The organism is Enterobacter cloacae complex sp. IR5422 (assembly GCF_049238165.1).
In the GTDB taxonomy this organism is placed as follows: Bacteria; Pseudomonadota; Gammaproteobacteria; order Enterobacterales; family Enterobacteriaceae; genus Enterobacter; species Enterobacter roggenkampii.
Map to the genome: position 1 here is coordinate 130,917 of NZ_JBMKHT010000001.1, position 26,522 is coordinate 157,438.

Consider the following 26,522-nt stretch of genomic DNA (forward strand, 5'->3'; position numbering starts at 1 on the left):
TGAATTAATATGCAAATAAAGTGAGTGAATATTCTCTGGAGGGTGTTTTGATTAAGTCAGCGCTATTGGTTCTGGAAGACGGAACCCAGTTTATCGGTCGGGCCATAGGGGCAACGGGTTCGGCGGTTGGGGAAGTCGTTTTCAATACTTCAATGACCGGTTATCAAGAAATCCTCACTGATCCTTCCTATTCTCGCCAAATCGTTACTCTTACTTATCCTCATATCGGCAATGTCGGCACCAATGCGGCTGACGAAGAATCCTCTCAGGTACATGCGCAAGGCCTTGTCATTCGTGACCTGCCGCTGATTGCCAGCAACTTCCGCAACACTGAAGATCTCTCTTCTTACCTGAAGCGCCATAACATCGTGGCGATTGCCGATATCGATACCCGTAAGTTAACGCGTCTGCTGCGCGAGAAGGGTGCACAGAACGGCTGCATCATCGCAGGTGATAACCTCGATGCGACGCTGGCGCTGGAAAAAGCGAAAGCTTTCCCGGGCCTGAACGGCATGGACCTGGCGAAAGAAGTGACTACCGCTGAAGCCTACAGCTGGACTCAGGGTAGCTGGACGCTGGAAGGCGACCTGCCGGAAGCGAAAAAAGAGAGCGAGCTGCCGTTCCACGTGGTGGCCTACGATTTTGGCGCCAAGCGCAACATCCTGCGCATGCTGGTTGACCGCGGCTGCCGCCTGACGGTGGTGCCTGCACAAACGTCTGCCGAAGACGTGTTGAAGATGAATCCGGACGGTATTTTCCTGTCCAACGGTCCTGGCGACCCGGCGCCGTGCGATTACGCCATCGCCGCCATTAAGTCCTTCCTGGAAACCGATATCCCGGTATTCGGCATCTGCCTCGGCCATCAGCTGCTGGCGCTGGCGAGCGGTGCGAACACCGTTAAGATGAAGTTCGGCCACCACGGTGGTAACCACCCGGTGAAAGACATCGATAACAACACGGTGATGATCACCGCGCAGAACCACGGCTTTGCCGTCGATGAAGCCTCAATGCCGGCTAACCTGCGCGTGACCCATAAGTCGCTGTTCGATGGCACCCTGCAGGGGATTCATCGCACCGATAAGCCAGCGTTCAGCTTCCAGGGCCACCCGGAAGCGAGCCCGGGCCCACACGACGCCGCACCGCTGTTCGATCACTTCATCGAACTCATCGAGCAATACCGTAAGACCGCTAAATAATCAGGAGCCGAGAAGACAATGCCAAAACGTACAGACATAAAAAGCATCCTGATCCTTGGCGCTGGCCCGATCGTTATCGGCCAGGCCTGCGAATTCGACTACTCCGGCGCGCAGGCGTGTAAAGCCCTGCGTGAAGAGGGTTACCGCGTTATCCTGGTGAACTCTAACCCGGCGACCATCATGACCGACCCGGAAATGGCTGATGCAACCTACATTGAGCCGATTCACTGGGAAGTGGTGCGTAAAATCATCGAAAAAGAGCGTCCGGACGCGGTGCTGCCAACCATGGGCGGCCAGACGGCGTTGAACTGCGCGCTGGAGCTGGAGCGTCAGGGCGTGCTGGCCGAGTTCGGCGTGACCATGATTGGCGCGACCGCCGACGCGATTGATAAAGCCGAAGACCGTCGCCGCTTCGACGTGGCGATGAAGAAAATCGGCCTCGACACCGCGCGCTCCGGTATCGCACACAACATGGAAGAAGCGCTGGCCGTTGCGGCTGAAGTGGGCTATCCGTGCATCATCCGTCCATCGTTCACCATGGGCGGCACCGGCGGCGGTATTGCCTACAACCGCGAAGAGTTCGAAGAAATTTGCGAACGCGGTCTGGATCTTTCCCCAACCAAAGAGCTGCTGATTGATGAATCGCTGATTGGCTGGAAAGAGTACGAGATGGAAGTGGTGCGTGATAAAAACGACAACTGCATCATCGTCTGCTCCATCGAAAACTTCGATGCGATGGGTATCCACACCGGCGACTCCATCACCGTTGCGCCAGCCCAGACGCTGACCGACAAAGAGTACCAAATCATGCGTAACGCCTCGATGGCGGTACTGCGTGAAATCGGTGTGGAAACCGGCGGTTCTAACGTACAGTTCTCCGTAAACCCGAAAACCGGCCGTCTGATTGTTATCGAAATGAACCCGCGCGTGTCCCGTTCCTCCGCGCTGGCCTCTAAAGCGACCGGCTTCCCGATTGCGAAAGTGGCGGCGAAACTGGCGGTGGGTTATACCCTCGATGAGCTGATGAACGACATCACCGGTGGCCGCACCCCTGCGTCCTTCGAGCCGTCCATCGACTACGTTGTGACCAAAATTCCGCGCTTCAACTTCGAGAAATTTGCCGGCGCCAACGACCGTCTGACCACCCAGATGAAATCCGTCGGTGAAGTGATGGCGATTGGCCGCACGCAGCAGGAATCCCTGCAGAAAGCGCTGCGTGGCCTCGAAGTGGGCGCGACCGGCTTTGACCCGAAAGTGAGCCTGGACGACCCTGAAGCGCTGACCAAAATCCGCCGCGAGCTGAAAGACGCGGGTGCGGAGCGCATCTGGTACATCGCCGATGCCTTCCGTGCCGGCCTGTCCGTCGACGGCGTGTTCAACCTGACCAACATCGACCGCTGGTTCCTGGTACAGATTGAAGAGCTGGTGCGTCTGGAAGAGAAAGTGGCAGAGCTGGGCATCAACGGCCTGGACGCAGACTTCCTGCGCATGCTGAAGCGTAAAGGCTTCGCCGATGCGCGCTTGGCTAAACTGGCGGGCGTGCGCGAAGCGGAGATCCGCAAGCTGCGCGACCAGTACGACCTGCACCCGGTTTACAAGCGCGTCGACACCTGTGCGGCAGAGTTTTCTACCGACACCGCGTACATGTACTCCACCTATGAAGACGAGTGCGAAGCAAATCCGTCAGTTGACCGCGACAAGATTATGGTGCTGGGCGGCGGTCCAAACCGTATCGGCCAGGGCATCGAGTTCGACTACTGCTGCGTACACGCCTCGCTGGCGCTGCGTGAAGACGGTTACGAGACCATCATGGTCAACTGTAACCCGGAAACCGTCTCCACCGACTACGACACCTCTGACCGCCTCTACTTCGAGCCGGTGACGCTGGAAGACGTGCTGGAAATCGTGCGCATCGAGAAGCCAAAAGGCGTTATCGTGCAGTACGGTGGCCAGACTCCGCTGAAGCTGGCGCGCGCGCTGGAAGCGGCAGGCGTGCCGGTTATCGGTACCAGCCCGGATGCGATTGACCGCGCGGAAGACCGTGAACGTTTCCAGCAGGCGGTTGACCGTCTGAAGCTGAAACAGCCGGCGAACGCCACGGTGACGGCCATCGAACAGGCCGTAGAGAAGGCGAAAGAGATTGGCTACCCGCTGGTGGTGCGTCCTTCCTACGTCCTGGGCGGCCGCGCGATGGAAATCGTCTACGACGAAGCCGACCTGCGCCGCTACTTCCAGACGGCGGTGAGCGTCTCCAACGATGCGCCAGTGCTGCTCGACCGCTTCCTTGACGACGCGGTGGAAGTGGACGTTGACGCCATCTGCGACGGCGAAATGGTGCTGATTGGCGGCATCATGGAGCATATCGAGCAGGCGGGCGTACACTCCGGCGACTCCGCCTGTTCTCTGCCAGCGTACACCCTGAGCCAGGAAATTCAGGACGTGATGCGCCAGCAGGTACAGAAGCTGGCCTTCGAGCTGCAGGTTCGCGGCCTGATGAACGTCCAGTTCGCGGTGAAAGATAACGAAGTCTACCTGATTGAAGTCAACCCGCGTGCGGCACGTACCGTACCGTTCGTCTCTAAAGCCACCGGTATTCCGCTGGCGAAAGTGGCGGCGCGCGTGATGGCAGGCCAGACGCTGGCACAGCAGGGCGTGACCAAAGAGATCATTCCACCGTACTACTCGGTGAAAGAAGTGGTGCTGCCGTTCAACAAATTCCCGGGCGTTGACCCGCTGTTAGGGCCAGAAATGCGCTCCACCGGGGAAGTGATGGGCGTGGGTCGCACCTTCGCAGAAGCGTTTGCCAAGGCGCAGCTGGGCAGCAGCTCTACCATGAGAAAATCGGGCCGTGCGCTGCTCTCCGTTCGCGAAGGCGATAAAGAGCGCGTGGTTGACCTTGCGGCCAAGCTGCTGAAGCAGGGCTTTGAGCTGGACGCGACCCACGGTACGGCAATTGTGCTGGGCGAAGCGGGTATCAACCCGCGTCTGGTGAACAAGGTGCATGAAGGTCGTCCGCACATTCAGGATCGTATCAAGAATGGCGAATACACCTACATCATCAACACCACCGCAGGCCGCCAGGCGATTGAAGACTCCAAGCTGATTCGCCGCAGCGCGCTGCAGTACAAAGTGCACTACGACACCACCCTGAACGGCGGTTTCGCAACGGCCATGGCGCTGAATGCGGATGCTACCGAGAAGGTGATTTCGGTTCAGGAAATGCACGCGCAGATTAGCAAGTAATCTGTGTAGGCCCGGCAAGCGGTAGCGCCGCCGGGCAAATGGCGGGTGGCGCTTCGCTTACCCGCCCTACTTTTTTCTTTATCTATCTTCAGAACCTTCTGGTTTTTCATCCTCTTTCAGTCAGTTAGCCTAAAATTGTTAGGTCGATAACGAAATTCAACTGAGAGCAGGGGAAAACACCATGCAAAATAAATTACTGATCGCCACCCTTCTTGCCGCTACTGCAACGTTTACCGTCGCGGGCTGTTCCTCTAACCAGGCAGTGAAAACCACCGATGGCAAAACCATTGTCACCGACGGAAAACCACAGGTCGATGACGATACCGGTCTGGTGTCGTATAAAAATGCGGAAACGGGTCAGACCGAGCAGATCAACCGCGATCAGGTGAAATCAATGGGCGAGCTGGATAACTAATAAAAAAAGCCGTGGCGTTTGCCACGGCTTTTAGTCTTTCAGGAACGATTACCAGCGGTGGTTCAGCAGGATATGACCGCCATAAGCAGCATAGCTGTTCTCACCCCACTCGCCGCTGGCGCGCAGGGAGAGCGTCGTGGTTTCGTTCAGGTTGCCGGTGACGCCCAGCTCTAACTGACCACGATCTTCCGGCGTATCGTTGCTGACGGTCTCGCCGTTAAACGCCAGATCGTTCTGACCTGCGCCTTTCAGCCAGTTCACGGCAACGTACGGCTGCCAGGCTTTCACGTCTTTCTGTTCGAAGTAGCTTGATTTGACGCCCAGACGACCAAACAGACCGTCGTTGTCCAGCGTGGTAATCCGCACGCCGTCGCGATCGGTATGGTTTTCCTGATCCAGATAGCTGTAGATAACCTGCGCCTGAGGTTCGATTTTCCAGGTGCGCTCATTTTCTGAATCAATCACCCATGCATGGCCCACTTCGACGGATGCCGCGAAGCCTTCACTGTTGTAATCTTCATCATTACGGTTGCTGGTTACTTTATTGTTGTACCAGCTATAGGCGGCCCAGGTATCAACGTAGCTGCCCAGACGCAGCTTCTGATCTTCCTGCCAGGTTGCATACAGGCCGACGTTAAAGCCATCCACTTTGCCCTGCGCATCACGTACGTTGTGTTTTGCATCAGAGTGGGTCTTCGCCTGGCCTGCCCCGAACATGCCACCCGCACGCAGGATGCCGTTGTCCATTGGCTTACTCATGAAGTCGCTGCCTACCTGAAGGACAGTGGTGGTGGTGTCATAGCTGACTTTGTCACCGCCCGCATTGTTTTCATGGTAGCGACCTTTGACGTACATCCAGGTGTTGAGATCTTCCTCGTTACGGAAGGTGATCTGATCGCGATCGTCACGCTTGTGCAGGAACATGCTCTGCGCGGCAAGATAGTTACCTAAGTAAGCGCCGACCTCAGGAGCCATGACTTCGGGACCGCTATTGCTGCCGTTATCGGTGTTACCACCGTTGTCAGTGTTACTGCCGTTTTCGGTGTTACTGCCGTTGTCGGTATTACCGCCATTGTCGGTGTTACTGCCGTTGTCGGTATTACCACCGTTGTCGGTATTACCACCGTTGTCGGTATTATTGCCGTTGTCGGTATCGGTATCGTCTGCCGGAATGTCTGATGGCGTTGCCTTCGATTCCAGATACCAGTTTCCGTCGCCGTGCTGATAAAGATTATACTCATACGCACCCGCAACAACCGGTTTTGCCAGGGTGAGCTGAGCTTCTGAACTGCCGCCAACTCTGACAATTTCCATCCCGTTTACGGTTTGCGCGCCCAGCCCCCCCATGTTGCTGACGCTGACCCCGGATTGGCCAAAGCTGCTCCCGGTGATGGTGAGATGGTCGGTTGGTGCATTATCCTCACCGAGCGTACTGTTTAACACGATCTGGCTGCCCGCGGAGCCGGTATAGTCGCCGTTAATGGTGAAATTGTTGCCAACGCTGTTATTGGCGGCGCTGAGCAACAGTTTGCCGCCATTAGCCACGTTGCCGTTGATAGTATCAACGCCGGCAGCGCTGAGCGTGGCGTTACCCTGGACTGCATTCCATGCCGCCAGCGTACCGCCGTTAAGAATGGCAATGTTATTGTTCACTTCACCTGCGGTTGCAAAGGTCGCGCCGTTATCAATGGTCACGGTGGCGTTACTGCCCTTGACACCGAGTGTTGCTCCTGAAGATACCAGCGTAGTGCCGCCGTGAAGAACCGTATCCCCTGTATAGCTATTTTTGCCCGTCAGGGTCAGCGTGTTGGAATCAACTTTTTCGACGTTACCGCTACCGGTCATATTGGTGGCGAAAGTGAAATTGCTTCCCTGATTAAAAGTGACGGTACCGTTGTTGGTGAGTCCACCGCTGAGCGTCGCTGTTTTTTCGCCATCACCAAGTTGCAGCGAGGCGTCTTTGGCCACCCGTGTAATACCGGTATTCGATACCGCGCCAGACAGGGTTAATGCGCCCGTGTTTATCAGCAAGGAGTCGCCTGAGCCAATTATGTCAAGCTTGCCTGACAGTGCCCAGCTTTCGCCGTTCATTGTGACACTGGCAAAACCATCGCCTTCATTCAGACCAGTAAAGTTACTGTCTTCCGAACCCATGCCGAGCAATTCCAGGGTATTTCCTTTGGAATTTGTGGAAATTACGTCACCGATGAGGTTGGAGCCAGTGTCGAGAAGTAACGCGTTATTTTTATCGCTGGCAAACATAATGGCATTTTTTTCACCACTAATCGTTCCGCTATTCTTTATATCTAATTTTGCAGTATCTTTTACATTGATACCGTTCTGGGTTCCCTGCACAGTGGCACTGTTAAACACCTTGGTGTTGCCATTAGTTGCCATAATAGCATCACCGTTTGTACCGATAACTTTGCCACTGTTATTAATGCCAATACCAACCTGCGTACTTAAATCTGTTTTTCCTTTTATCATTCCAGTGCTGGTGTTGATAATGTTTACTGCGGATGAGTTTTCGCTGACAAAGATGCCATTTTCCGCACCGATAATGTTTCCACTGTTATTAAAGTCCCCGAGTATTGACTGAATGTTAACTGCATTCGCGGTGGTGGAGGAAATATTTGCACCGATGCCGTTATTAATTACAATGCGCTGTACACTAGTATTAATATCCAGGCCATTTCCCGTGCCAGAAATATTCCCATTATTAGTGGCATTTGTGATGGTAAACCCAGAGATAGATACCGCAGCTTCACTATCGGCGGAGGAGATTGTCACGTCTTTATTAATAATATATTCAGCATCGACTGAGAAATCTTGAGGAACAGAAGTTGATTGCTCAATCGTTGCAGAAAACGCAACCGTAGGGGTGAATATCAACAAGGCAGGAAATATCTTCCCCAGAGTTTTGGTTGTATTATTTAATTTGAAGAATTTGTTGCTCATGTACACATCCATTTGAGAGAGAAGGAACATCAGATAACGTGCGAAAACGTATATTGGCCGTCTTAAAGCGTAAGCTCAAAACAAAAAGCATAAAATTATTATATTTTCAATGGGTTATGTACAGGTTGATTTGTTAAATAATGACTTAAGCCTCTCTAAAAATATCTGCTGATAATATGAGTAGGCATAACTATTTTGTGGGGTGAATTTATCGCGCACATGGCTCTTCTTGTTTTGCGCCACTGTTGCGGCTAAAGCGGGGGCGGTTGTCAATACTTGCATTTTACTTTGAAGCGTTAGATAGCCCCTTTCAGTCGGGGTGTTAACTGTTTACACTCATTACTACAACAAAAGTAAAAGACAGGCATATTCATGATTCTGATAATTTATGCGCACCCCTATCCGCAGCACTCGCATGCGAATAAGCGGATGCTTGAGCAGGTAAGGACGCTTGAAAACGTCGAGATACGTTCCCTCTATCAACTCTATCCCGATTTCAACATCGATATTGCCGCCGAACAGGAGGCGCTCTCCCGTGCCGATCTGATCGTCTGGCAGCATCCTATGCAGTGGTACAGCACGCCCCCACTCCTGAAATTGTGGATTGATAAAGTCTTCTCCCACGGCTGGGCGTATGGCCACAATGGCCATGCCCTAAAAGGGAAAAGCCTGATGTGGGCGGTCACCACGGGTGGAGGGGAAAGCCACTTTGATATTGGTTCATTCCCGGGGTTTGAGGTTCTGGCACAGCCGCTGCAGGCGACCGCACTTTATTGCGGGCTGAACTGGCTCCCGCCTTTTGCGATGCACTGCACCTTTGTCTGCGACGATGAAACGCTGCAGGCGCAGGCGCGCCATTATAAACAACGCTTACTTGAGTGGCAGGAGGCGCACCATGGATAGCCATACGCTGATACAGGCGCTGATTTACCTCGGCGCGGCGGCGCTGATTGTGCCCGTGGCGGTTCGCCTGGGACTGGGCTCTGTTCTCGGCTATCTGATTGCGGGCTGCGTCATTGGGCCGTGGGGCTTTCGACTGGTGACGGATGCAGAGGCAATCCTCCATTTCGCTGAAATCGGTGTTGTGCTGATGCTCTTTGTGATTGGTCTGGAACTCGATCCGCAGCGCCTGTGGAAGCTTCGCGCCTCGGTGTTTGGCGGCGGGGCGCTGCAGATGGTGTCCTGCGGCCTGCTGCTGGGTGGGTTCTGCATCCTGCTGGGCATGGACTGGAAAGTGGCAGAGCTTATCGGCATGACGCTGGCGCTCTCCTCGACCGCCATTGCCATGCAGGCCATGAACGAGCGCAATCTGACGGTCTCCCAGATGGGACGCAGCGCGTTCTCGGTGCTGCTGTTCCAGGACATTGCCGCTATCCCGCTGGTGGCGATGATCCCACTGCTGGCGGCCAGCGGTTCCGCCACGACGCTGGGGGCGTTCGCGCTGTCGGCATTAAAAGTCGTGGGGGCGCTGGCGCTGGTGGTGCTGCTTGGTCGCTACGTCACCCGTCCACTGCTGCGGTTCGTTGCCCGCTCGGGCCTTCGCGAAGTGTTCAGCGCCGTGGCGCTCTTCCTGGTGTTTGGCTTTGGTTTGCTGCTGGAGGAAGCCGGGCTGTCGATGGCGATGGGGGCGTTCCTCGCAGGCGTTCTGCTGGCGAGTTCCGAATACCGTCACGCGCTGGAAAGCGATATTGAGCCGTTTAAAGGCTTGCTGCTGGGGCTGTTTTTCATCGGCGTGGGGATGTCCGTCGACTTCGGCACGCTGGTGACGCACCCGCTGCGGATCGTCATCCTGCTGGTCGGCTTCCTGATCATTAAAATGGCGATGCTGTGGCTGATTGCGCGTCCGCTGAAGGTGCCGAATAAGCAGCGCAGCTGGTTTGCGGTTCTGCTGGGGCAGGGGAGTGAATTTGCGTTTGTGGTCTTTGGCGCAGCACAGATGGCAAACGTCCTCGACCCAGAATGGGCGAAAGCGCTGACGCTCGCGGTCGCGCTGTCGATGGCCGCGACGCCTATTCTGCTGGTGGTGCTGACGCGTCTGGAAAAATCGGGTAGCGAGCAGGAGCGCGAAGCCGATGAAATTGACGAAGAGCAGCCGCGCGTCATTATTGCCGGATTTGGCCGCTATGGGCAGATCGTTGGCCGTCTGCTGCTGTCCAGCGGGGTGAAAATGGTTATCCTCGATCACGACCCCGACCATGTCGATACCCTGCGAAAATTTGATATGAAGGTGTTTTACGGCGATGCAACCCGCGTCGATCTGCTGGAATCTGCCGGGGCGGCAAAAGCGGAGGTGTTGATTAACGCCATTGACGATCCGGAGACCAGCATGCAGATGGTGGAAATGGCGAAAGAACATTTCCCGAATCTGACCATCATTTCCCGCGCCCGCGATGTGGATCACTATATCCGGCTGCGGCAGGCGGGGGTAGAAGCACCGGAGCGTGAAACCTTTGAAGGCGCGCTGAAGTCTGGCCGCATGGCGCTGGAAAATCTGGGGCTCGGCGCGTACGAAGCGCGCGAGCGTGCGGACCTGTTCCGCCGCTTTAATACTGAGATGGTGGAAGAGATGGCGGCGATGGCCGGGAGTACGGCCACCGAGCGTGCGGCGGTGTTTAAACGCACCAGCGCGATGCTGACGGAAATCATTAACGAGGACCGTAATCACCTGTCGCTGATCCAGCGTCACGGCTGGCAGGGAACGGAAGAGGGCAAGCATACCGGGGATCCGGCTGACGAACCGGAGAGTAAACCTTCCGCGTGAAGTGGAGTTGCCAGCAATAATAAAAAATTTCTTTATCTTTACCCTGCCGCCAGTCGACGAAAGATTAAGCTTTCCGTATAGTGGCGGCAATTTTTTGCATCCGGGAAATTTTCAATGATCAGTCTGATTGCAGCGCTGGCGGTGGACCGCGTTATCGGTATGGAAAATGCCATGCCGTGGAACCTGCCTGCCGATCTCGCATGGTTTAAACGTACTACGTTAAACAAGCCGGTAGTGATGGGCCGCCTGACCTGGGAGTCGATTGGTCGTCCATTGCCGGGCCGTAAAAATATCGTTATCAGCAGCCAGCCGGGCACTGACGATCGCGTCGAATGGGTAAAATCAGTCGACGAGGCGATTGCTGCATGCGGCAATGCCGAAGAGATCATGGTGATTGGCGGCGGGCGCGTGTACGAGCAGTTCCTGCCAAAAGCGCAGAAGCTGTATCTGACCCACATTGATGCGGAAGTGGAAGGGGATACCCATTTCCCTGACTACGATCCGGACGAGTGGGAATCGGTGTTCAGTGAATTCCACGACGCGGATGCACAGAACTCCCACAGCTACTGCTTCGAGATTCTGGAACGTCGTTAAGTGATTTTTTCCCTCTCCCGGCCGGGAGAGGGAAGTGCATATCAGGAGGCAACCGCCTCGTCTCCCCCTAAATCCAGCTGTCGGTTGGACGGCTGAACAAAGTAAGTTTTATCTTCCCAGCGTAAGCAGGTTAACTCTCCGCCCCAGCAGCATCCGGTATCCAGGCCGTAGATCCCTTCCGGCGTTCCTTTTCCTTCCAGTGCAGCCCAGTGACCAAATACCACGTTGTACTCACTTGTCACCGGCCCCGGAATGGCAAACCACGGTTTTAGCGGAGCGGGCGCGCTCTCCGGCGTCTCTTTGGAATACATGTCCAGCTGTCCGTTCGGGAAGCAGAAACGCATGCGGGTGAAGGCGTTGGTAATAAAGCGCAGACGCGCCAGACCGCTGAGATCCTCACTCCAGTGGTTCGGCATATCGCCGTACATGGCATCGAGGAAGAAAGGATAGGAGTCGCTCGCCAGCACCGCCTCAACGTCACGCGCACAGGTTTTCGCCGTCTCAAGATCCCATTGTGGCGTGATCCCGGCATGCGCCATGACCAGCTTTTTCTCTTCGTCGACCTGCAGCAGCGGCTGACGGCGCAGCCAGTTAATCAGATCGTCGGCATCTGGCGCATCCAGCAGCGGGGTGAGGCGATCTTTAGGTTTGTTGCGGCTGATCCCGGCGAACACCGCCAGCAGGTGCAGATCGTGATTGCCCAGCACCATGCGCACGCTGTCGCCTAGCGATTTGACGAAACGTAATACTTCAAGGGAGCCGGGGCCACGCGCGACTAAATCGCCCGTCAGCCAGAGTGTGTCCTGTCCTGGCGTAAAGTCGACCTGTTTTAATAATGCGATCAGTTCATCGTAGCAACCGTGAACGTCGCCAATCAGATATGTAGACATTAGATTAATGAATGAGTGTGGTTACGGCGAGACGGAACACAGGAATGGCAACGCGGAAATCATTGCCATCGACGTCGACCATTTCATAATGGCCTTGCATGGTACCCATCGGCGTTTCAATCACCGCGCCGCTGGTGTACTGGTACTCTTCGCCAGGGGCGATATGAGGCTGTTCACCGACCACACCTTCCCCCTGGACTTCGATTTCGCGGCCATTGCCGTTGGTGATAAGCCAGTAGCGTCCGCGCAGCTGCACGGGCGTCCGCCCCAGATTGCGAATGGTCACGGTGTAAGCAAAGACAAAACGTTCTTCATCCGGTGAGGACTGTGATTCAACATAAACGCTTTGTACATGGACACATACGCGGGGCGAATCAATCATGGCTTAACTCTCCTTCGGCGGCGCATTTTCGCTGATGTAATTAGCCAGCTTGCAGTACTGCTCTACGGAGATGTTCTCCGCACGCATTGCCGGGTCGATCCCAAGCTCAGCTAACACCTCAACGGTGAAGGAATTGCTGAGGCTGTTACGGATCGTTTTACGACGCTGGTTAAAGGCTTCAGTGGTGATGCGGCTCAGTACACGCAGATCTTTTACCGGGTACGGTTTCGTTTTGTGCGGCACAAGGCTCACAACCGCTGAATCCACTTTCGGTGGTGGTGTGAACGCTGACGGCGGTACTTCGAGTACCGGGATCACGTTGCAGTAATATTGCGCCATCACGCTTAAACGACCATACGCTTTACTGTTCGGGCCTGCAACCAGGCGGTTAACCACCTCTTTTTGCAACATGAAGTGCATGTCGGCAATGGCATCAGTATAGCTAAAGAGGTGGAACATGAGCGGCGTGGAGATGTTATACGGCAGGTTGCCGAACACGCGCAGCGGCTGACCCATTTTTTCTGACAGTTCGCCGAAGTTCATGGTCATGGCGTCCTGCTGATAGATGGTCAGCTTCGGCCCGAGGAACGGGTGCGTTTGCAGGCGTGCGGCCAGATCGCGGTCCAGTTCGATGACGGTCAGTTCGTCGAGGCGTTCGCCTACCGGCTCGGTCAGCGCGGCAAGACCCGGGCCGATTTCGACCATCGCCTGGCCTTTTTGTGGATTAATAGCCGAGACAATGCTTTCGATCACGAACTGATCGTTAAGGAAGTTTTGCCCGAAACGTTTACGGGCTAAGTGGCCCTGATGGACTCGATTAGTCATTGAGTATTAACAATCATTTTGATGGCGAGATTAAGCGCCGTAATAAAACTGCCGACATCCGCCTTCCCCTGGCCTGCCAGATCCAGCGCAGTACCGTGGTCAACGGACGTTCGAATAAAGGGTAAACCGAGGGTGATATTCACGCCGCGGCCAAAGCCCTGGTATTTTAGCACGGGCAGGCCCTGATCGTGGTACATCGCGAGCACGGCGTCGGCATTATCCAGGTATTTCGGCTGGAAAAGGGTATCAGCAGGCAGCGGACCGCTGAGATTCATCCCCTTCGCCCGCATTTCGTTGAGTACCGGAATGATGGTGTCGATCTCTTCGGTACCCATGTGCCCGCCTTCGCCGGCGTGCGGATTCAGCCCGCAGACCAGCACATGCGGCTGCGGGATCCCAAATTTTGTCTGCAGATCGTGATGCAAAATCCCGATGATCTCGCGCAGGAGTTCAGGCGTGATCGCATCCGGAATCGCTTTGATCGGCAGATGGGTGGTCACCAGCGCAACGCGCATTTCTTCCGTCGCCAGCATCATCACCACTTTCGGACTGTGCGAGCGCTCTTCAAAGAACTCCGTATGCCCGGTAAACGGTATACCCGCTTCGTTGATGACGCCTTTGTGGACGGGGCCGGTAATCAGGGCGGCAAATTCGCCCTTCAGGCAACCGTCGCAGGCGCGCGCAAGGGTTTCAACGACATAGTGGCCGTTTTCCGTGCTGAGCTGGCCAGGAATGACCGGCGTACGAAGGGGAACAGAAAGAAGGGTGAGGGTACCGGCTTGCTGCGGTGCAGGCTGTTGACCTTCAACGTAAGGGATGAGCGTTAAAGGCAGACCGAGCAGCGCTGCCCGGTCTTGTAACAGTGTTGCATCGGCGCAGACAACCAGTTCTACTGGCCAGCTGCGCTGGGCAAGCTGGACAACGAGGTCAGGCCCAATCCCGGCGGGTTCGCCGGGCGTGATAACAACACGATGCTGTTTCATTAGTTGCTCAGCACTTTCACGTAAGCACTGGCGCGTTGTTCCTGCATCCAGGTGGCTGCTTCTTCAGAGAACTTACGGTTAAACAGCATGCGGTAGGCTCTGTCTTTCTGTGCTGCATCCGTTTTATCAACGTTACGGGTGTCCATCAGCTCGATCAGATGCCAGCCAAACGAAGAGTGGACCGGCGCGCTGATCTGGCCTTTGTTCAGTTTCATCAACGCGTCACGGAAGGCAGGATCGTAAATATCCGCCGCTGCCCAGCCCAGATCGCCACCCTGGTTAGCAGAGCCAGGATCCTGAGAGAACTCTTTTGCTGCCTTCGCAAACGAGGTTTTACCGCTCTTAATATCTGCCGCAATCTGTTCCAGCTTCGCACGCGCCTGATCGTCAGTCATGATTGGTGACGGCTTCAGCAGAATGTGGCGAGCGTGAACTTCGGTAACGGAGATATTTTGGCTCTGGCCGCGCAGATCGTTCACTTTCAGAATGTGGAAGCCCACGCCTGAACGGATTGGACCGACTATATCGCCTTTTTTAGCCGTGCTCAGTGCCTGAGCAAAGAGGGATGGCAGCTCCTGAATACGTCCCCAGCCCATCTGGCCGCCTTTCAGCGCCTGTTGGTCTGCGGAGTAGGTAATGGCCAGCTTGCCAAAGTCACCGCCGTTACGCGCCTGTTCGACAATTGAACGCGCCTGGCTTTCTGCTTCCGCAGCCTGATCGGACGTAGGGTTCTCTGGCAGTGGGATCAGAATGTGGCTCAGGTTCAGCTCTGTGCTTGCATCGTTCTGGTTACCCACCTGTTTTGCCAGCGCGTCCACTTCCTGAGGCAGGATAGTGACGCGGCGACGCACTTCGTTGTTACGCACTTCCGAAATCAGCATCTCTTTACGGATCTGGTTACGGTAGGTAGCGTAGCTGATACCGTCATAGGCCAGACGGCTGCGCATCTGGTCTAAAGACATATTGTTCTGCTTCGCGATGTTAGCGATCGCCTGATCGAGCTGCTCGTCAGTGACCTTCACACCCATTTTCTGCCCCATCTGAAGAACGATCTGATCCATGATCAGACGCTCCAGGATCTGGTGGCGCAGCGTGGCGTCATCCGGAAGCTGCTGACCCGCTTCGCCCGAATTGAGCTTCACCGATTTCATCAGACCGTCAACGTCACTTTCAAGCACGACGCCGTTGTTAACCACAGCAGCGACTTTATCAACAACCTGGGGGGCCGCGAAGCTGGTATTCGCAACCATAGCGACACCGAGCAGCAGCGTTTTCCAGTTCTTCATACTTTTTCCATTTCAATTAACCGCAAAGCGGATTACGTTGCAAATCAAGCACATTACAAGGAACTGCGGTAAGGCAGAATGTTCGAGCGCAGCATTTTCTGCGTACCCAGACCGTAGTTGGAACTCAGGCCGCGTAACTCGAAGTTAAAGCCAATCACGTTATCGTATTTGCTCTGATTGTTTTCCCAGCCGTTAAGCTTACGTTCGTAACCGACACGCAGCGCGTAGCAGCAGGAGTTATATTGCAGACCTACCATCTGGTCAGCAGCTTTATTGGTGTTAGTGTCAAAGTAGTAAGCGCCTACGATTGACCAACGGTCGGCGATAGGCCAACTCGCTGCCGCACCGACCTGAGAAATACCATCCGAATATTGCGGTGATTTCCAGTAGTTGATGCTGTTCTGGTCATTGCTTTTCGGTAGCGTTGCCTGAATGTATTCCGGGCTAGCGTAGCGATAGCTTACCTGAATCATGCGATCTTCATCACGACGATACTCTATGGCGGCACTACTGTTAGCAACATTGTCGAGACGCGTGTCATATTGCACACCGCCACGCAGGCCCCAACGGTCAGTCATACGCCAGTAGGTATCTCCCGCCCAAACTATCGATCCCGTTTTGTTGTCTTTCTCCCACTGAATATTGTCATCGCCCGTGCGAGACTCTGTGAAGTAGTAGATTTGACCCACAGAAACGTTAAAACGTTCAACGGCTGCATCATCATAAACACGTGTTGTGACGCCGGTCGTTAACTGGTTCGCTGAGGCGATACGGTCCAGACCACCGTAAGTACGGTCACGGAACAGACCACTATAGTCAGACTGCAGTAAAGAGGAGTCGTAGTTCTGAATGTTGCTCTGGTCGCGGTATGGCACGTACAAATACTGCATACGCGGTTCAAGCGTCTGGGTATAACCATCCGCCAGCAGGGCCATATCACGCTCGAAAATCAGCTTGCCGTCCATTTTAAACTGAGGGAGCGTTCGGTTGACCGACTCTTCCAGATGCGCACTGTTAGTTGAGTTGTAATTATCAAGATTTTTTTGCTGATAGTGAGTCGCCATCAGCTTGGCTTCGGTATTCAGGCTTGCCCAGTCGTTAGACCACGGCAGATTGATCGTCGGCTCAAGGTGAACACGCGTGGCTTCAGGCATATCCGAATCCGTGTTAACGAAATGCACCGCCTGAGCGTAAACATGGGTGTCGAATGGACCTACATCATTCTGATACCAGTTGACGTCCAGCTGTGGCTCAGCACCATAGGTAGGCGTGGACTGGTCAGAAAACACCTGGAATTTCTTGGTCGAGACGGTTGCATCAAAGCTCTGCACCGCATAGCCTACGCTGAATTTCTGCGTAGCATAGCCATCAGTACTCGAGCCGTATTTGGACGAAAAGTCATTAAAATAAGCCGAATCGCTGACTTTGGTGTAATCAACATTAAAGCGCCACACCTGATCCATCACCCCGGAATGCTGCCAGTAGTACAGCCAGCGGTGACGGTTATCACCAGAAACGTTTCTGGCGTCGTCCTTGTAAACGTTATCCGACGGCAGATAATCCAGCTCCATCAGACCCGCACCTGCCTGAGTCAGATAGCGGAACTCGTTCTCCCACATGACGTTACCGCGCTTGTGGATATAGTGCGGCGTGATCGTCGCATCCATGTTAGGCGCGATGTTCCAGTAATACGGCAGGTAGAACTCAAAGTAGTTCGTGGTGCTGTATTTGGCATTCGGGATCAGGAAACCGGAGCGACGTTTGTCACCCACCGGAAGCTGCAGATAAGGGCTGTAGAATATGGGGACCGGACCCACCTTGAAGCGGGCGTTCCAGATCTCTGCGACCTGCTCTTCGCGGTCATGGATAACTTCGCTCCCGACCACGCTCCAGGTATTTGAACCCGGCAGACACGACGTGAACGTGCCATTTTCCAGGATCGTATAGCGGTTTTCACCGCGCTGTTTCATCAGGTCCGCGTCACCGCGCCCCTGGCGACCCACCATCTGGTAATCACCTTTCCAGACGTTAGTGTCTTTGGTATTCAGGTTTGACCAGGCTTTCGGACCTTTCAGGATGACCTGATTGTCGTCATAGTGCACATTACCCAGCGCATCCACCGTTCGTACCGGCTCGGCCGCACCTTCCGGCTGCTTCTGGTGCAACTGCACTTCATCTGCCTGCAGGCGGCTATTGCCCTGGTTAATATCGACATTGCCTGTAAAGGTGGCATTGTCAGGGTAAGTCCCTTTTGAACTGTCGGCAGTAATGGTTACCGGCAAGCTATTGGTATCGCCACTCACCAGTGGGCGATTATAACTTGGGACGCCAAGCATACACTGCGAGGCGAGATCGGCCGCCAGCCCCTGTTGACTGTACAGGGCGGTGCCAATCATTGTGGCCAGGAGGGTGGGGATACGTTTTTTCATACGTTGTATTTTATTGTTCCGTCATCAGTGGCTACGGCTTACAAACGCTCAGAGACTATCTTACTCATCTGCGCAGTACCAGCGTTAATCCTGCCCGTTTGCGTGCCAGAGTGTTAGGCTCGCTATCGAATGACGAGTATGATAAAGCAAATTATAGGCGATGTCCTTCAATTGACCGTGACTTGAACACAGTGATGATGACGTTGCGTCGGCCAGGAATATGACTATCCGGGGAGTATATGCAGTATTGGGGTAAAATAATCGGCGTTGCGTTCGCCATCATCATGGGTGCCGGGTTCTGGGGAATAGTGCTGGGGCTTATTATTGGCCATATGTTTGATAAGGCGCGCAGCCGTAAAATGGCCTGGTTTGCCAACCAGCGCGAGCGCCAGTCACTCTTTTTCTCCACCACTTTTGAGGTGATGGGGCATTTAACCAAATCCAAAGGGCGCGTCACGGAAGCCGATATTCAGATTGCCAGCGTCTTTATGGATCGCATGAATCTGCACGGTGACTCCCGCCTGGAGGCGCAAAATGCGTTTCGCATCGGGAAATCCGATAACTACCCGCTTCGCGAAAAAATGCGCCAGTTCCGCAGCATCTGCTTCGGCCGTTTTGATTTAATTCGGATGTTTCTGGAAATCCAGATTCAGGCGGCCTTCGCCGACGGCTCGCTTCACCCTAACGAACGCGATGTTTTATACGTGATTGCGGAAGAGCTGGGTATCTCCCGTATGCAGTTCGATCAGTTCCTGCGCATGATGCAGGGTGGCGCGCAGTTTGGCGGCGGGTATCACCAGCAGTCTTCTGGCGGTGCCTGGCAGCAGGCGCAGCGTGGTCCGACGCTGGAAGATGCCTGCAACGTGCTTGGCGTAAAACCCTCTGACGATCAGACCACCATCAAACGTGCCTATCGTAAGCTCATGAGCGAGCACCATCCAGACAAGCTCGTTGCAAAAGGCTTACCGCCTGAAATGATGGAGATGGCGAAGCAAAAAGCGCAGGAAATTCAGAAAGCGTACGAGCTGATTAAAGAGAAGAAAGGCTTCAAATAAGCCCCTTTTTAGAATGATGAAGGGCCTGACGGCATGAGCTGCCAGGCCCTTTATACAGGGTTACCAGCTGTAGCGCACGTTCAGGCTACCGTTTACATCGCTGTAATCATTATCACCTTTCTGTCCGGAGACCTGGGCAATAACGCTCCATTGCTTGCTCACATTTGCCTGAATACCTGCTTTCAGCTCCGCACGATCGGCAGGAAGGTCCTGTTTGATCTGTGTGTCACCAAAGTTGACTGCCGTGTCTTCAGAGGTATGCAGCCAGTTGGCCTCCGCAAACGGCTGGATAACCGCGTCGTTCGACTTATTCATCTTGCTGTCAATGCGCAGGCCTAAACGGGTGGTCCAGCTTTCGCCGTTTTGCCCATCAATCGTCGTGCCGCTGCTGTCTTTGATATCATCCGCACTGTAATCCTGCCAGACGACCTGTGCCTGCGGCGTGAGGCTCAACGTGTTGTCGCCGAGTGCGATATCGTAGCGGTAGCCTGTTTCCAGCGAAACGGCGTTGGCGTTTGAATCGTAATCCGTTGAGCCAACGTCACCGTTATCTACGCTGTTGTGGTACATCCCATACTGATACCAACTGTCGACATAAAAACCCTGATGCTGTTGGGCATCGGCAAACCACGTTGCATAGATTCCGAGGTTATAGCCATCGACTTTACCGTCAGCGCTAAAGCGGCTGCCGTCAGCACCTTTATTGCCAGTGCTGTCGCTGCTGGCGTTCATATAGCTACCCATAACCCCGACCACCAGGCTTTGTTCGCCGTTGTTCCAGGCGGCAACATCGCCCCCAATCTGGAACTGGGAGTAGTTGCTGTCGATATCAATATTGCTCTCTGCTGCAGTAGACTGGTTCTTACCTGCTTTGAAACGCGCCCATGTCGTGCCGTTTTCCGATTTGAACTGACTGCCTTCTCGGTCTGACAGGGTCTGCATTTGCAGATCGCGAGCCAGCCACTGGTTGCTGAGGTATGAACCGATATCGGCACGATACTGAGGCGTTACGTCGCCATTATCACTCGTGGCCTGGGAACGAAGATACCAGTCCCCTGAGTCCTGATACAGGCGGTATTCGTAGGCGTTAATCTGGACCTGATTACCCTGAACAAAGGTGCCGTTTGATTCACCGCCTACCTTAATCACTTCAATACCGTTTTGGGTCAGTGCGCCCTGACCACCAACGTTGTTAATGTACAGGGTGGTGTTCCCGGACGTATTCCCCGTAATGTTAAGCATATCGGTTGGAGACGTGTCGTCGCCTAACTGCGTATTTAGCGTCACAGAACCCTGGTTGCTGGTGTAATCGCCGTTTACGATCAGCGTGTTGCCGGTCGTCGCACCATTGGTTCCCTCAATATTGCCGCTGACAATGCTGCCTGCGTTGCTCAGATCACCATTGATCGTGAGCGTGTCGTTGAACTGAACGGTGCCCTTGTTATTAACATTGCCGTTCACCACACCGTTGGAACCGCCAAACGTGGCGCCTGCCGCGACATTCACGGCCTGCTCGCTGTTTTGTACGCCGATAACGCCAGCCTCGTCCAGCCAGAGCGTGCCCTGGTTCACATCCGTTGTGCCGCTGTAACTATTTGCGGCATTAAGGATCAGCGTACCTTGCCCCTCTTTGTTCAGCGATTTTCCGTCCCATCCGGTCGTGGCTTCGGCATTTTGATCGACAAGCGCCGTGCTCAGCGTAAAGCTGCCGTCAGGATTGTTCAGAGTGAAAGTGCCGTGAGCCGCTGTTGCCGCTGGGTTCTGGCTGGCATACCAGGTTAATGACGGTGTCAGGACGTAATTGGTCACGTCGGCGGGATCAATGGTGCCGCTAAAGGTGATGAAGTCAACGGAGCCAGATGCCATGCCCGCGACGGTGAGGTTGGTAAAATTGCCATTGATTGCATTTTCAGCGTCAATCACCGTGAAGGCGCTATCCGCGGAAAGCGTGCTGGCACTACCGTAACCTGTAATATTTAGTGTGCCATCAAGCGTCGCATTCTGAGCGACAATAGGTGCACTGGTCGCGTTTGCGTCAAGATAGACATCAGTTTGGCTGTTAGCCAGAAGGGTGAAATTACCGACATTGAGTGTACCAGTACTGCCGTTTTCATCGCCGAGTGTGATGCGTCCGCTGCTGGTAAGATTACCGACGCTGGAATCGGCCGTCAGCAGCCATTGGCTGTTCGCATCCAGCGTCATGCTGACGTTATCACCGCTGGCCTTAACGGCGCCGGACAGCTTGCTGTTTTCAGCGCGAAGGGTGACTGCATCAGTGGTATTGGCCACGGTGAGCAGATTGTCTGCGTTCATCGTTTGCACATTCTTCACGTTAATATCGGCAGATCCGGAATCCACCGCAAAAGCACTTCCTCCTGACGCGGTTGCCGTAATGCTCCCTCCGTCAATCGTAGCGACATTTTTTCCACCGCTGAACGAGAAGGCGACATTGCTACCGGAAACGTTGCTGTGGGTGACGGTCGCGCTGCTGGCGCTTTCTAAGGCAATGGCAGCAGATTGTTCGCTGGTGATATCTGTGCTGTTCGCCTCAAGGGCTCCACCGTGAGTCATCGCCACTGCCCGCGAATTTTCTCCGGACGCGATCGTTGAACCGTTATTCAGTACGAATGTGCTCTTTGCCCCGTCAGAAGATATTGCGTCAGCATTTTTCCCATGAGTGACGATATGAGTGTCAGTGAGTTCTGCGCGTCCGGTATTCATTATGCCAACTGACTGCTCACCGTAAGTTTCAACGTGGGATGCCGCTAAATTAAATGTGTTGGTATAGTTTTGAATACCAAAGCTCTGGCTTCCGGTAGTGGTAATCGTGACGTTTGAGCCGGTCAATTCACCGTCGTTATATATACCTGCATTACCAAAATCTCCCGTGGTGTTTATATTCACATTGTCTAATGAAAGGGTGGCATATCGGTTAACAATAGCCCGAGCCATGCCATACCCGGAAGTCGTAATGGTCGCGTTTTTTATCGTCAGGTCTGCGCCATTCAATATCTCAACACCATAAGAACCCTCTCCCGTCGCCGTATAGCTCCCCCCGTCAATGGTGCCTTTTGCATTAGAGCTAAACAATACGGCAGATGCGATCTCGCCTTCCGTCGAAACGGTAAGGTTGTTCAACATGGCTTCTGAGTTATCACCGACAATGGTTATCGCATGACTGCCTTCCCCGGAAGTGCGGATTGTGGATCCCGAATCATCGAGCGTGATTTTCGCTCCATTCGACACGGATAGCCCCATGCCTGCGTCCCCGGTTGTGGATATCGTTAAGGCGCCGTTATCGGTGACGATGACATCAGAGCCAGAGGCGGATACCGCCGAGGTATTAGGGCTCGTCGTTGAATATTCACCACTGATGGTATTACTACCCGGGACTGCAACAAACGTCGTGTCACTGGCGTGTGCGGTACCCACAACACCTGTCAAGATAAACGTTGCGATCGCGCTTCCGGCGCGTACGCAGGATTTAACTTTGCTGTCCCCTTTTGAAAACTCCGAGGCAACGATGTACATATTTCTGGCGCAATTCCAGACGATGTTATACGAACGGTTCATACACTTCCTTGTGAATCAATGAGTAAACTAAGTGTGGCTGTTGAGTAGAAAAATAACTCCGTTTGGATAGGGTAGAGTTAGTATTTCCTTAAAATGAGCTGGATTATCAGTAATAAATTGCATCGTGTTCAATTTAATATTTTTTAATCCAAACCTTAGTCTTTCTAAAAATACTGAGTGTTATTTAAGGAAGAGATAATTATCGTGAATGAACTTGGGCGGGTTTTCAGATGAGCTGGGGAGATATATATGCTGTGTGAATATTTACCGTCGACAGTGAGCTAACAGTAAATATTCACATCAGGAATTTAAAAATCGACCGGGGCTTTAAACGTCATCGCGTTACCGAAGGCCGGATGGGTGATGGTAAGCGTCTGCGCGTGCAGCTGCAGACGTGGCGCTAAGGCCAGCGCTTCAGGCGGCGCGTAAAAGCGGTCGCCCAGAATCGGATGACCCAGCGCAAGCATATGCACGCGCAGCTGGTGTGAACGTCCGGTAATCGGCTTAAGCAGGACGCGCGCGGTATTATCCGGCGCGTACTCAAGCACTTCATACTCGGTTTGCGCGGCCTTGCCGGTTTCATAACACACCTTCTGCTTTGGCCGATTCGGCCAGTCGCAGATCAGCGGTAAATCCACCAGCCCTTCCGCCTGCGCCGGGTGACCCCAGACGCGGGCGACATACTGCTTCTTCGGCTCGCGCTCGCGGAACTGGCGCTTCAGCTCGCGTTCTGCCGCTTTGTTCAGCGCCACCACAATCACGCCGCTGGTCGCCATGTCCAGGCGATGGACCGACTCCGCCTGAGGATAATCGCGCTGAATGCGCGTCATCACGCTGTCTTTGTGCTCGTCCAGACGACCCGGCACGGACAACAGCCCGCTGGGCTTGTTGACCACCATAATGTGTTCATCCTGATACAGAATGACCAGCCAGGGATCCTGCGGCGGATTGTACGGCTCCATCACCATCTTGCGCTCCGTTTACTGATGCGTCACAACGATAAGACGCAGGGCATCCAGACGCCAGCTTGCCTGATCCAGGCTTTCCAGCACCTGCTGACGGTTGCTTTCAATCGCCGCCAGCTCGTCGTCACGGATGTTCGGGTTCACGGCCTTCAACGCCTCCAGACGCGACAGCTCTGCAGACAGTTTCTCGTCGGCTTCACCGCGCGCGGCGTCAATCAGCGCTCTGGCCGCTTTTTCAATCTGGGTTTCACCCTGCTGGAGAATGGCATGCACGTCCTGCTGCACCGCATTGACCAGCTTGCTGCCGGTATGGCGGTTCACCGCGCTCAGCTGGCGGTTGAAACTCTCAAATTCAACCTGTCCTGCGAGGTTCGTGCCGTTTTTATCCAGCAGCAGACGCACCGGCGTTGGTGGCAGGAAGCGGTTGAGCTGCAGCTGTTTCGGCGCCTGCGCTTCCACAACATAGATCAGCTCCAGCAGCAGCGTGCCTACGGGCAGCGCCTTGTTTTTCAACAGGGAGATGGTGCTGCTGCCGGTATCGCCAGAGAGGATCAGATCCAGCCCGTTACGGATCAGCGGGTGTTCCCAGGTGATGAACTGGGCATCTTCGCGGGACAGCGCCACATCACGCTCGAAGGTGATGGTGCAGCCATCTTCCGGCAGGCCCGGGAAATCCGGCACCAGCATGTGATCGGACGGGGTCAGGACAATCAGGTTCTCGCCGCGGTCGTCCTGGTTAATGCCAACGATGTCGAACAGGTTCATGGAGAAGCTGATGAGGCTGGTGTCATCATCCTGCTCTTCAATGCTCTCAGCCAGCGCCTGCGCTTTTTCACCGCCGTTGGAGTGGATCTCCAGCAGACGGTCGCGGCCTTGTTCAAGCTGCGCTTTCAGCGCGTCGTGCTTCTCACGACAGGACTTAATCAGATCGTCAAAGCCGTCGGTGTTTTCCGGCGCGGCCAGATAGCCGATCAGATCGCCGTGCACCTGATCGTAAATGGTGCGGCCCGTCGGGCAGGTATGTTCAAACGCATCCAGACCTTCGTGGAACCAGCGCACCAGCACGGACTGGGCCGTTTTTTCCAGATACGGCACGTGGATCTGAATATCGTGCGCCTGACCGATACGATCCAGACGACCAATACGCTGCTCCAGCAGATCCGGGTTGAACGGCAGATCGAACATCACCAGGTTGCTGGCGAACTGGAAGTTACGGCCTTCAGAACCGATTTCAGAGCAGAGCATAACCTGAGCGCCGCTGTCCTCTTCGGCAAACCACGCCGCGGCGCGGTCGCGTTCAACGATGGACATGCCTTCGTGGAACACGGCGGCGCGAATGCCTTCGCGCTCGCGCAGGACCTGCTCCAGCTGCAGCGCGGTGGCCGCCTTGGCGCAGATCACCAGCACCTTTTGGGAGCGGTGCGCGGTCAGGTAGCCCATCAGCCACTCTACGCGCGGATCGAAGTTCCACCAGGTGCCGGTATCGCCTTCAAATTCCTGGTAGATTTGTTCCGGGTAGAGCATGTCGCGGGCGCGCTCTTCCTGCGTTTTGCGCGCGCCCATGATGCCGGAAACTTTAATTGCCGTCTGATACTGCGTCGGCAGCGGCAGCTTAATGGTATGCAGCTCGCGTTTCGGGAACCCTTTCACACCGTTACGGGTGTTACGGAACAGGACGCGACTGGTGCCGTGGCGATCCATCAGCATGTCGATCAGCTCTTTACGCGCGGATTCCGCGTTGTCGCTGTCGCTGTTAGCGGCCTGCAGCAGCGGCTCGATATCCTGCTCGCCAATCAGATCGCTCAGGGTGTTGAGTTCGTCATCAGAAAGACGCTTGCCCGCCAGCAGCAGCGCGACGGCATCCGCAACCGGACGGTAGTTATTCTGTTCTTCCACAAACTGCCAGAAGTCGTGGAAACGGTTTGGATCGAGCAGGCGCAGACGGGCGAAGTGGCTTTCCAGACCCAGCTGTTCCGGCGTAGCGGTCAACAGCAGGACACCAGGCACGCGCTCGGCAAGCTGCTCGATAGCCATATATTCGCGGCTCGGCGCGTCTTCGCTCCAGACCAGGTGGTGCGCTTCGTCGACGACCATCAGGTCCCACTCGGCATCGCACAGATGCTCAAGACGCTGCTTGCTGCGGCGCACGAAGTCGAGAGAACAAATCACCAGCTGTTCGGTTTCAAACGGGTTGTCCGCATCGTGCTGGGCTTCGGCGTAGCGTTCGTCATCGAACAGAGAGAAGCGCAGGTTAAAGCGGCGCAGCATCTCAACCAGCCACTGGTGCTGTAAGGTTTCTGGCACCACAATCAGCACGCGCTCGGCAGCGCCGGAAAGCAGCTGTTGGTGCAGGATCATGCCCGCCTCGATGGTTTTACCCAGGCCCACTTCATCTGCCAGCAGCACGCGCGGCGCATGGCGACGGCCCACGTCATGGGCGATGTTCAGCTGGTGGGGGATCAGGCTGGTGCGCTGGCCGCGCAGGCCGCTCCAGGGCATGCGGTACTGTTCACTCTGGAACTTACGCGCGCGATAGCGCAGGGAGAAGCGATCCATACGGTCGATTTGCCCGGCAAACAGGCGGTCCTGCGGCTTGCTGAACACCAGCTTGCTGTCGAGCAGCACTTCGCGCAGGATGACATTGGCCTCGTCGGTGTCCAGGCGAGTGCCGATGTAGGCGAGCAGTCCATTCTCTTCTTTTACGTCTTCAATCTTGAGCTGCCAGCCGTCGTGGCTGGTCACGGTGTCACCCGGATTAAACATCACGCGGGTTACAGGGGAGTCATTGCGGGCGTACAGGCGGTTTTCACCGGTGGCAGGGAAGAGGAGGGTAACCATGCGCGCATCAACGGCAACGACGGTTCCTAATCCAAGTTCGCTTTCTGTATCGCTGATCCAGCGTTGACCAAGTGTAAAAGGCATAGTTGTTCGGCTCTAATCTTTAATTGCAGGCAATAGTTCGACTAC

At 54.8% G+C, this 26,522-nt stretch carries 17 protein-coding genes; 7 read left to right on the top strand and 10 right to left on the bottom strand.

What is annotated here, in order from left to right:
- Window positions 1–47 precede the first annotated feature (47 nt).
- The 3 genes from carA (at window position 48) to ACOTXT_RS00680 (ending at window position 4,854) form a co-directional block, all read left to right on the top strand.
- Entirely contained in the window at window positions 48–1,196 is a 1,149-nt protein-coding gene (gene carA, locus ACOTXT_RS00670) for a glutamine-hydrolyzing carbamoyl-phosphate synthase small subunit (protein WP_010427050.1), read from the top strand.
- Window positions 1,197–1,214: 18 nt separating this feature from the next.
- A complete protein-coding gene (gene carB, locus ACOTXT_RS00675; RefSeq protein WP_008502028.1) occupies window positions 1,215–4,439 on the top strand; it encodes a carbamoyl-phosphate synthase large subunit in 3,225 nt (1,074 codons plus the stop codon).
- A gap of 181 nt (window positions 4,440–4,620) precedes the next feature.
- Window positions 4,621–4,854: a YgdI/YgdR family lipoprotein gene (locus ACOTXT_RS00680; RefSeq protein ID WP_021240552.1), complete on the top strand. Its 234-nt coding sequence runs from the start codon at window positions 4,621–4,623 to the stop codon at window positions 4,852–4,854.
- A 48-nt stretch (window positions 4,855–4,902) separates the two neighbouring features.
- Here ACOTXT_RS00680 and ACOTXT_RS00685 read toward each other — a convergent pair whose 3' ends face one another.
- A complete protein-coding gene (locus tag ACOTXT_RS00685) occupies window positions 4,903–7,812 on the bottom strand; it encodes an autotransporter outer membrane beta-barrel domain-containing protein (protein ID WP_333164338.1) in 2,910 nt (969 codons plus the stop codon).
- 372 nt (window positions 7,813–8,184) lie between these two features.
- Here ACOTXT_RS00685 and kefF point away from each other — a divergent pair, with 372 nt between their 5' ends.
- The 3 genes from kefF (at window position 8,185) to folA (ending at window position 11,167) form a co-directional block, all read left to right on the top strand.
- Complete coding sequence (gene kefF / locus ACOTXT_RS00690; RefSeq protein ID WP_008502025.1) at window positions 8,185–8,715, top strand: glutathione-regulated potassium-efflux system oxidoreductase KefF; 531 nt, start codon at window positions 8,185–8,187, stop codon at window positions 8,713–8,715.
- Window positions 8,708–10,573 (top strand): glutathione-regulated potassium-efflux system protein KefC, encoded by a 1,866-nt coding sequence (kefC, locus tag ACOTXT_RS00695; RefSeq protein WP_055321278.1) that lies wholly within the window; start codon window positions 8,708–8,710, stop codon window positions 10,571–10,573. Before kefF ends, kefC begins: the two co-directional genes overlap by 8 nt.
- 114 nt (window positions 10,574–10,687) lie before the next feature.
- Complete coding sequence (gene folA / locus ACOTXT_RS00700) at window positions 10,688–11,167, top strand: type 3 dihydrofolate reductase (protein WP_008502023.1); 480 nt, start codon at window positions 10,688–10,690, stop codon at window positions 11,165–11,167.
- A gap of 41 nt (window positions 11,168–11,208) precedes the next feature.
- Here the strand turns inward: folA and apaH are convergent, their stop codons facing one another.
- Genes apaH through lptD form a run of 6 tightly spaced genes read right to left on the bottom strand, consistent with a single transcriptional unit; the run spans window position 11,209 to window position 17,962 of the window.
- Window positions 11,209–12,057: a bis(5'-nucleosyl)-tetraphosphatase (symmetrical) ApaH gene (apaH, locus tag ACOTXT_RS00705; protein WP_032654900.1), complete on the bottom strand. Its 849-nt coding sequence runs from the start codon at window positions 12,055–12,057 to the stop codon at window positions 11,209–11,211.
- Between the two features lie 4 nt (window positions 12,058–12,061).
- On the bottom strand, window positions 12,062–12,439 hold the full coding sequence (gene apaG / locus ACOTXT_RS00710) for a Co2+/Mg2+ efflux protein ApaG (protein ID WP_008502021.1): 378 nt from the start codon (window positions 12,437–12,439) through the stop codon (window positions 12,062–12,064).
- 3 nt (window positions 12,440–12,442) lie between these two features.
- Window positions 12,443–13,264 carry a 16S rRNA (adenine(1518)-N(6)/adenine(1519)-N(6))-dimethyltransferase RsmA gene (gene rsmA, locus ACOTXT_RS00715; protein WP_055321279.1) on the bottom strand — a complete coding sequence of 274 codons (822 nt, stop codon included), beginning with the start codon at window positions 13,262–13,264 and terminating at the stop codon, window positions 12,443–12,445.
- Complete coding sequence (pdxA, locus tag ACOTXT_RS00720) at window positions 13,261–14,247, bottom strand: 4-hydroxythreonine-4-phosphate dehydrogenase PdxA (protein WP_008502019.1); 987 nt, start codon at window positions 14,245–14,247, stop codon at window positions 13,261–13,263. The genes rsmA and pdxA overlap by 4 nt, the downstream gene beginning before the upstream one ends.
- The gene (gene surA, locus ACOTXT_RS00725; protein ID WP_008502018.1) at window positions 14,247–15,533 is read right to left on the bottom strand and encodes a peptidylprolyl isomerase SurA; all 1,287 of its coding nucleotides are present in this window, start codon (window positions 15,531–15,533) and stop codon (window positions 14,247–14,249) included. Before surA ends, pdxA begins: the two co-directional genes overlap by 1 nt.
- Before the next feature lie 53 nt (window positions 15,534–15,586).
- Window positions 15,587–17,962, bottom strand: a complete 2,376-nt coding sequence (gene lptD / locus ACOTXT_RS00730; RefSeq protein ID WP_055321280.1) for an LPS assembly protein LptD — start codon at window positions 17,960–17,962, stop codon at window positions 15,587–15,589.
- 239 nt (window positions 17,963–18,201) lie between these two features.
- On the opposite strand from lptD, the gene djlA reads away from it, so the two are divergent.
- Window positions 18,202–19,017: a co-chaperone DjlA gene (gene djlA / locus ACOTXT_RS00735; RefSeq protein WP_008502016.1), complete on the top strand. Its 816-nt coding sequence runs from the start codon at window positions 18,202–18,204 to the stop codon at window positions 19,015–19,017.
- Between the two features lie 60 nt (window positions 19,018–19,077).
- On the opposite strand, the gene ACOTXT_RS00740 is transcribed toward djlA, so the two are convergent.
- From ACOTXT_RS00740 to rapA, 3 genes are all read right to left on the bottom strand, one after another.
- Complete coding sequence (locus tag ACOTXT_RS00740) at window positions 19,078–22,590, bottom strand: autotransporter outer membrane beta-barrel domain-containing protein (protein WP_333164344.1); 3,513 nt, start codon at window positions 22,588–22,590, stop codon at window positions 19,078–19,080.
- Between the two features lie 308 nt (window positions 22,591–22,898).
- A complete protein-coding gene (gene rluA, locus ACOTXT_RS00745; protein WP_008502014.1) occupies window positions 22,899–23,558 on the bottom strand; it encodes a bifunctional tRNA pseudouridine(32) synthase/23S rRNA pseudouridine(746) synthase RluA in 660 nt (219 codons plus the stop codon).
- Window positions 23,559–23,570: 12 nt separating this feature from the next.
- Window positions 23,571–26,477 (bottom strand): RNA polymerase-associated protein RapA, encoded by a 2,907-nt coding sequence (gene rapA, locus ACOTXT_RS00750; RefSeq protein WP_055321282.1) that lies wholly within the window; start codon window positions 26,475–26,477, stop codon window positions 23,571–23,573.
- Window positions 26,478–26,522: the final 45 nt, after the last annotated feature.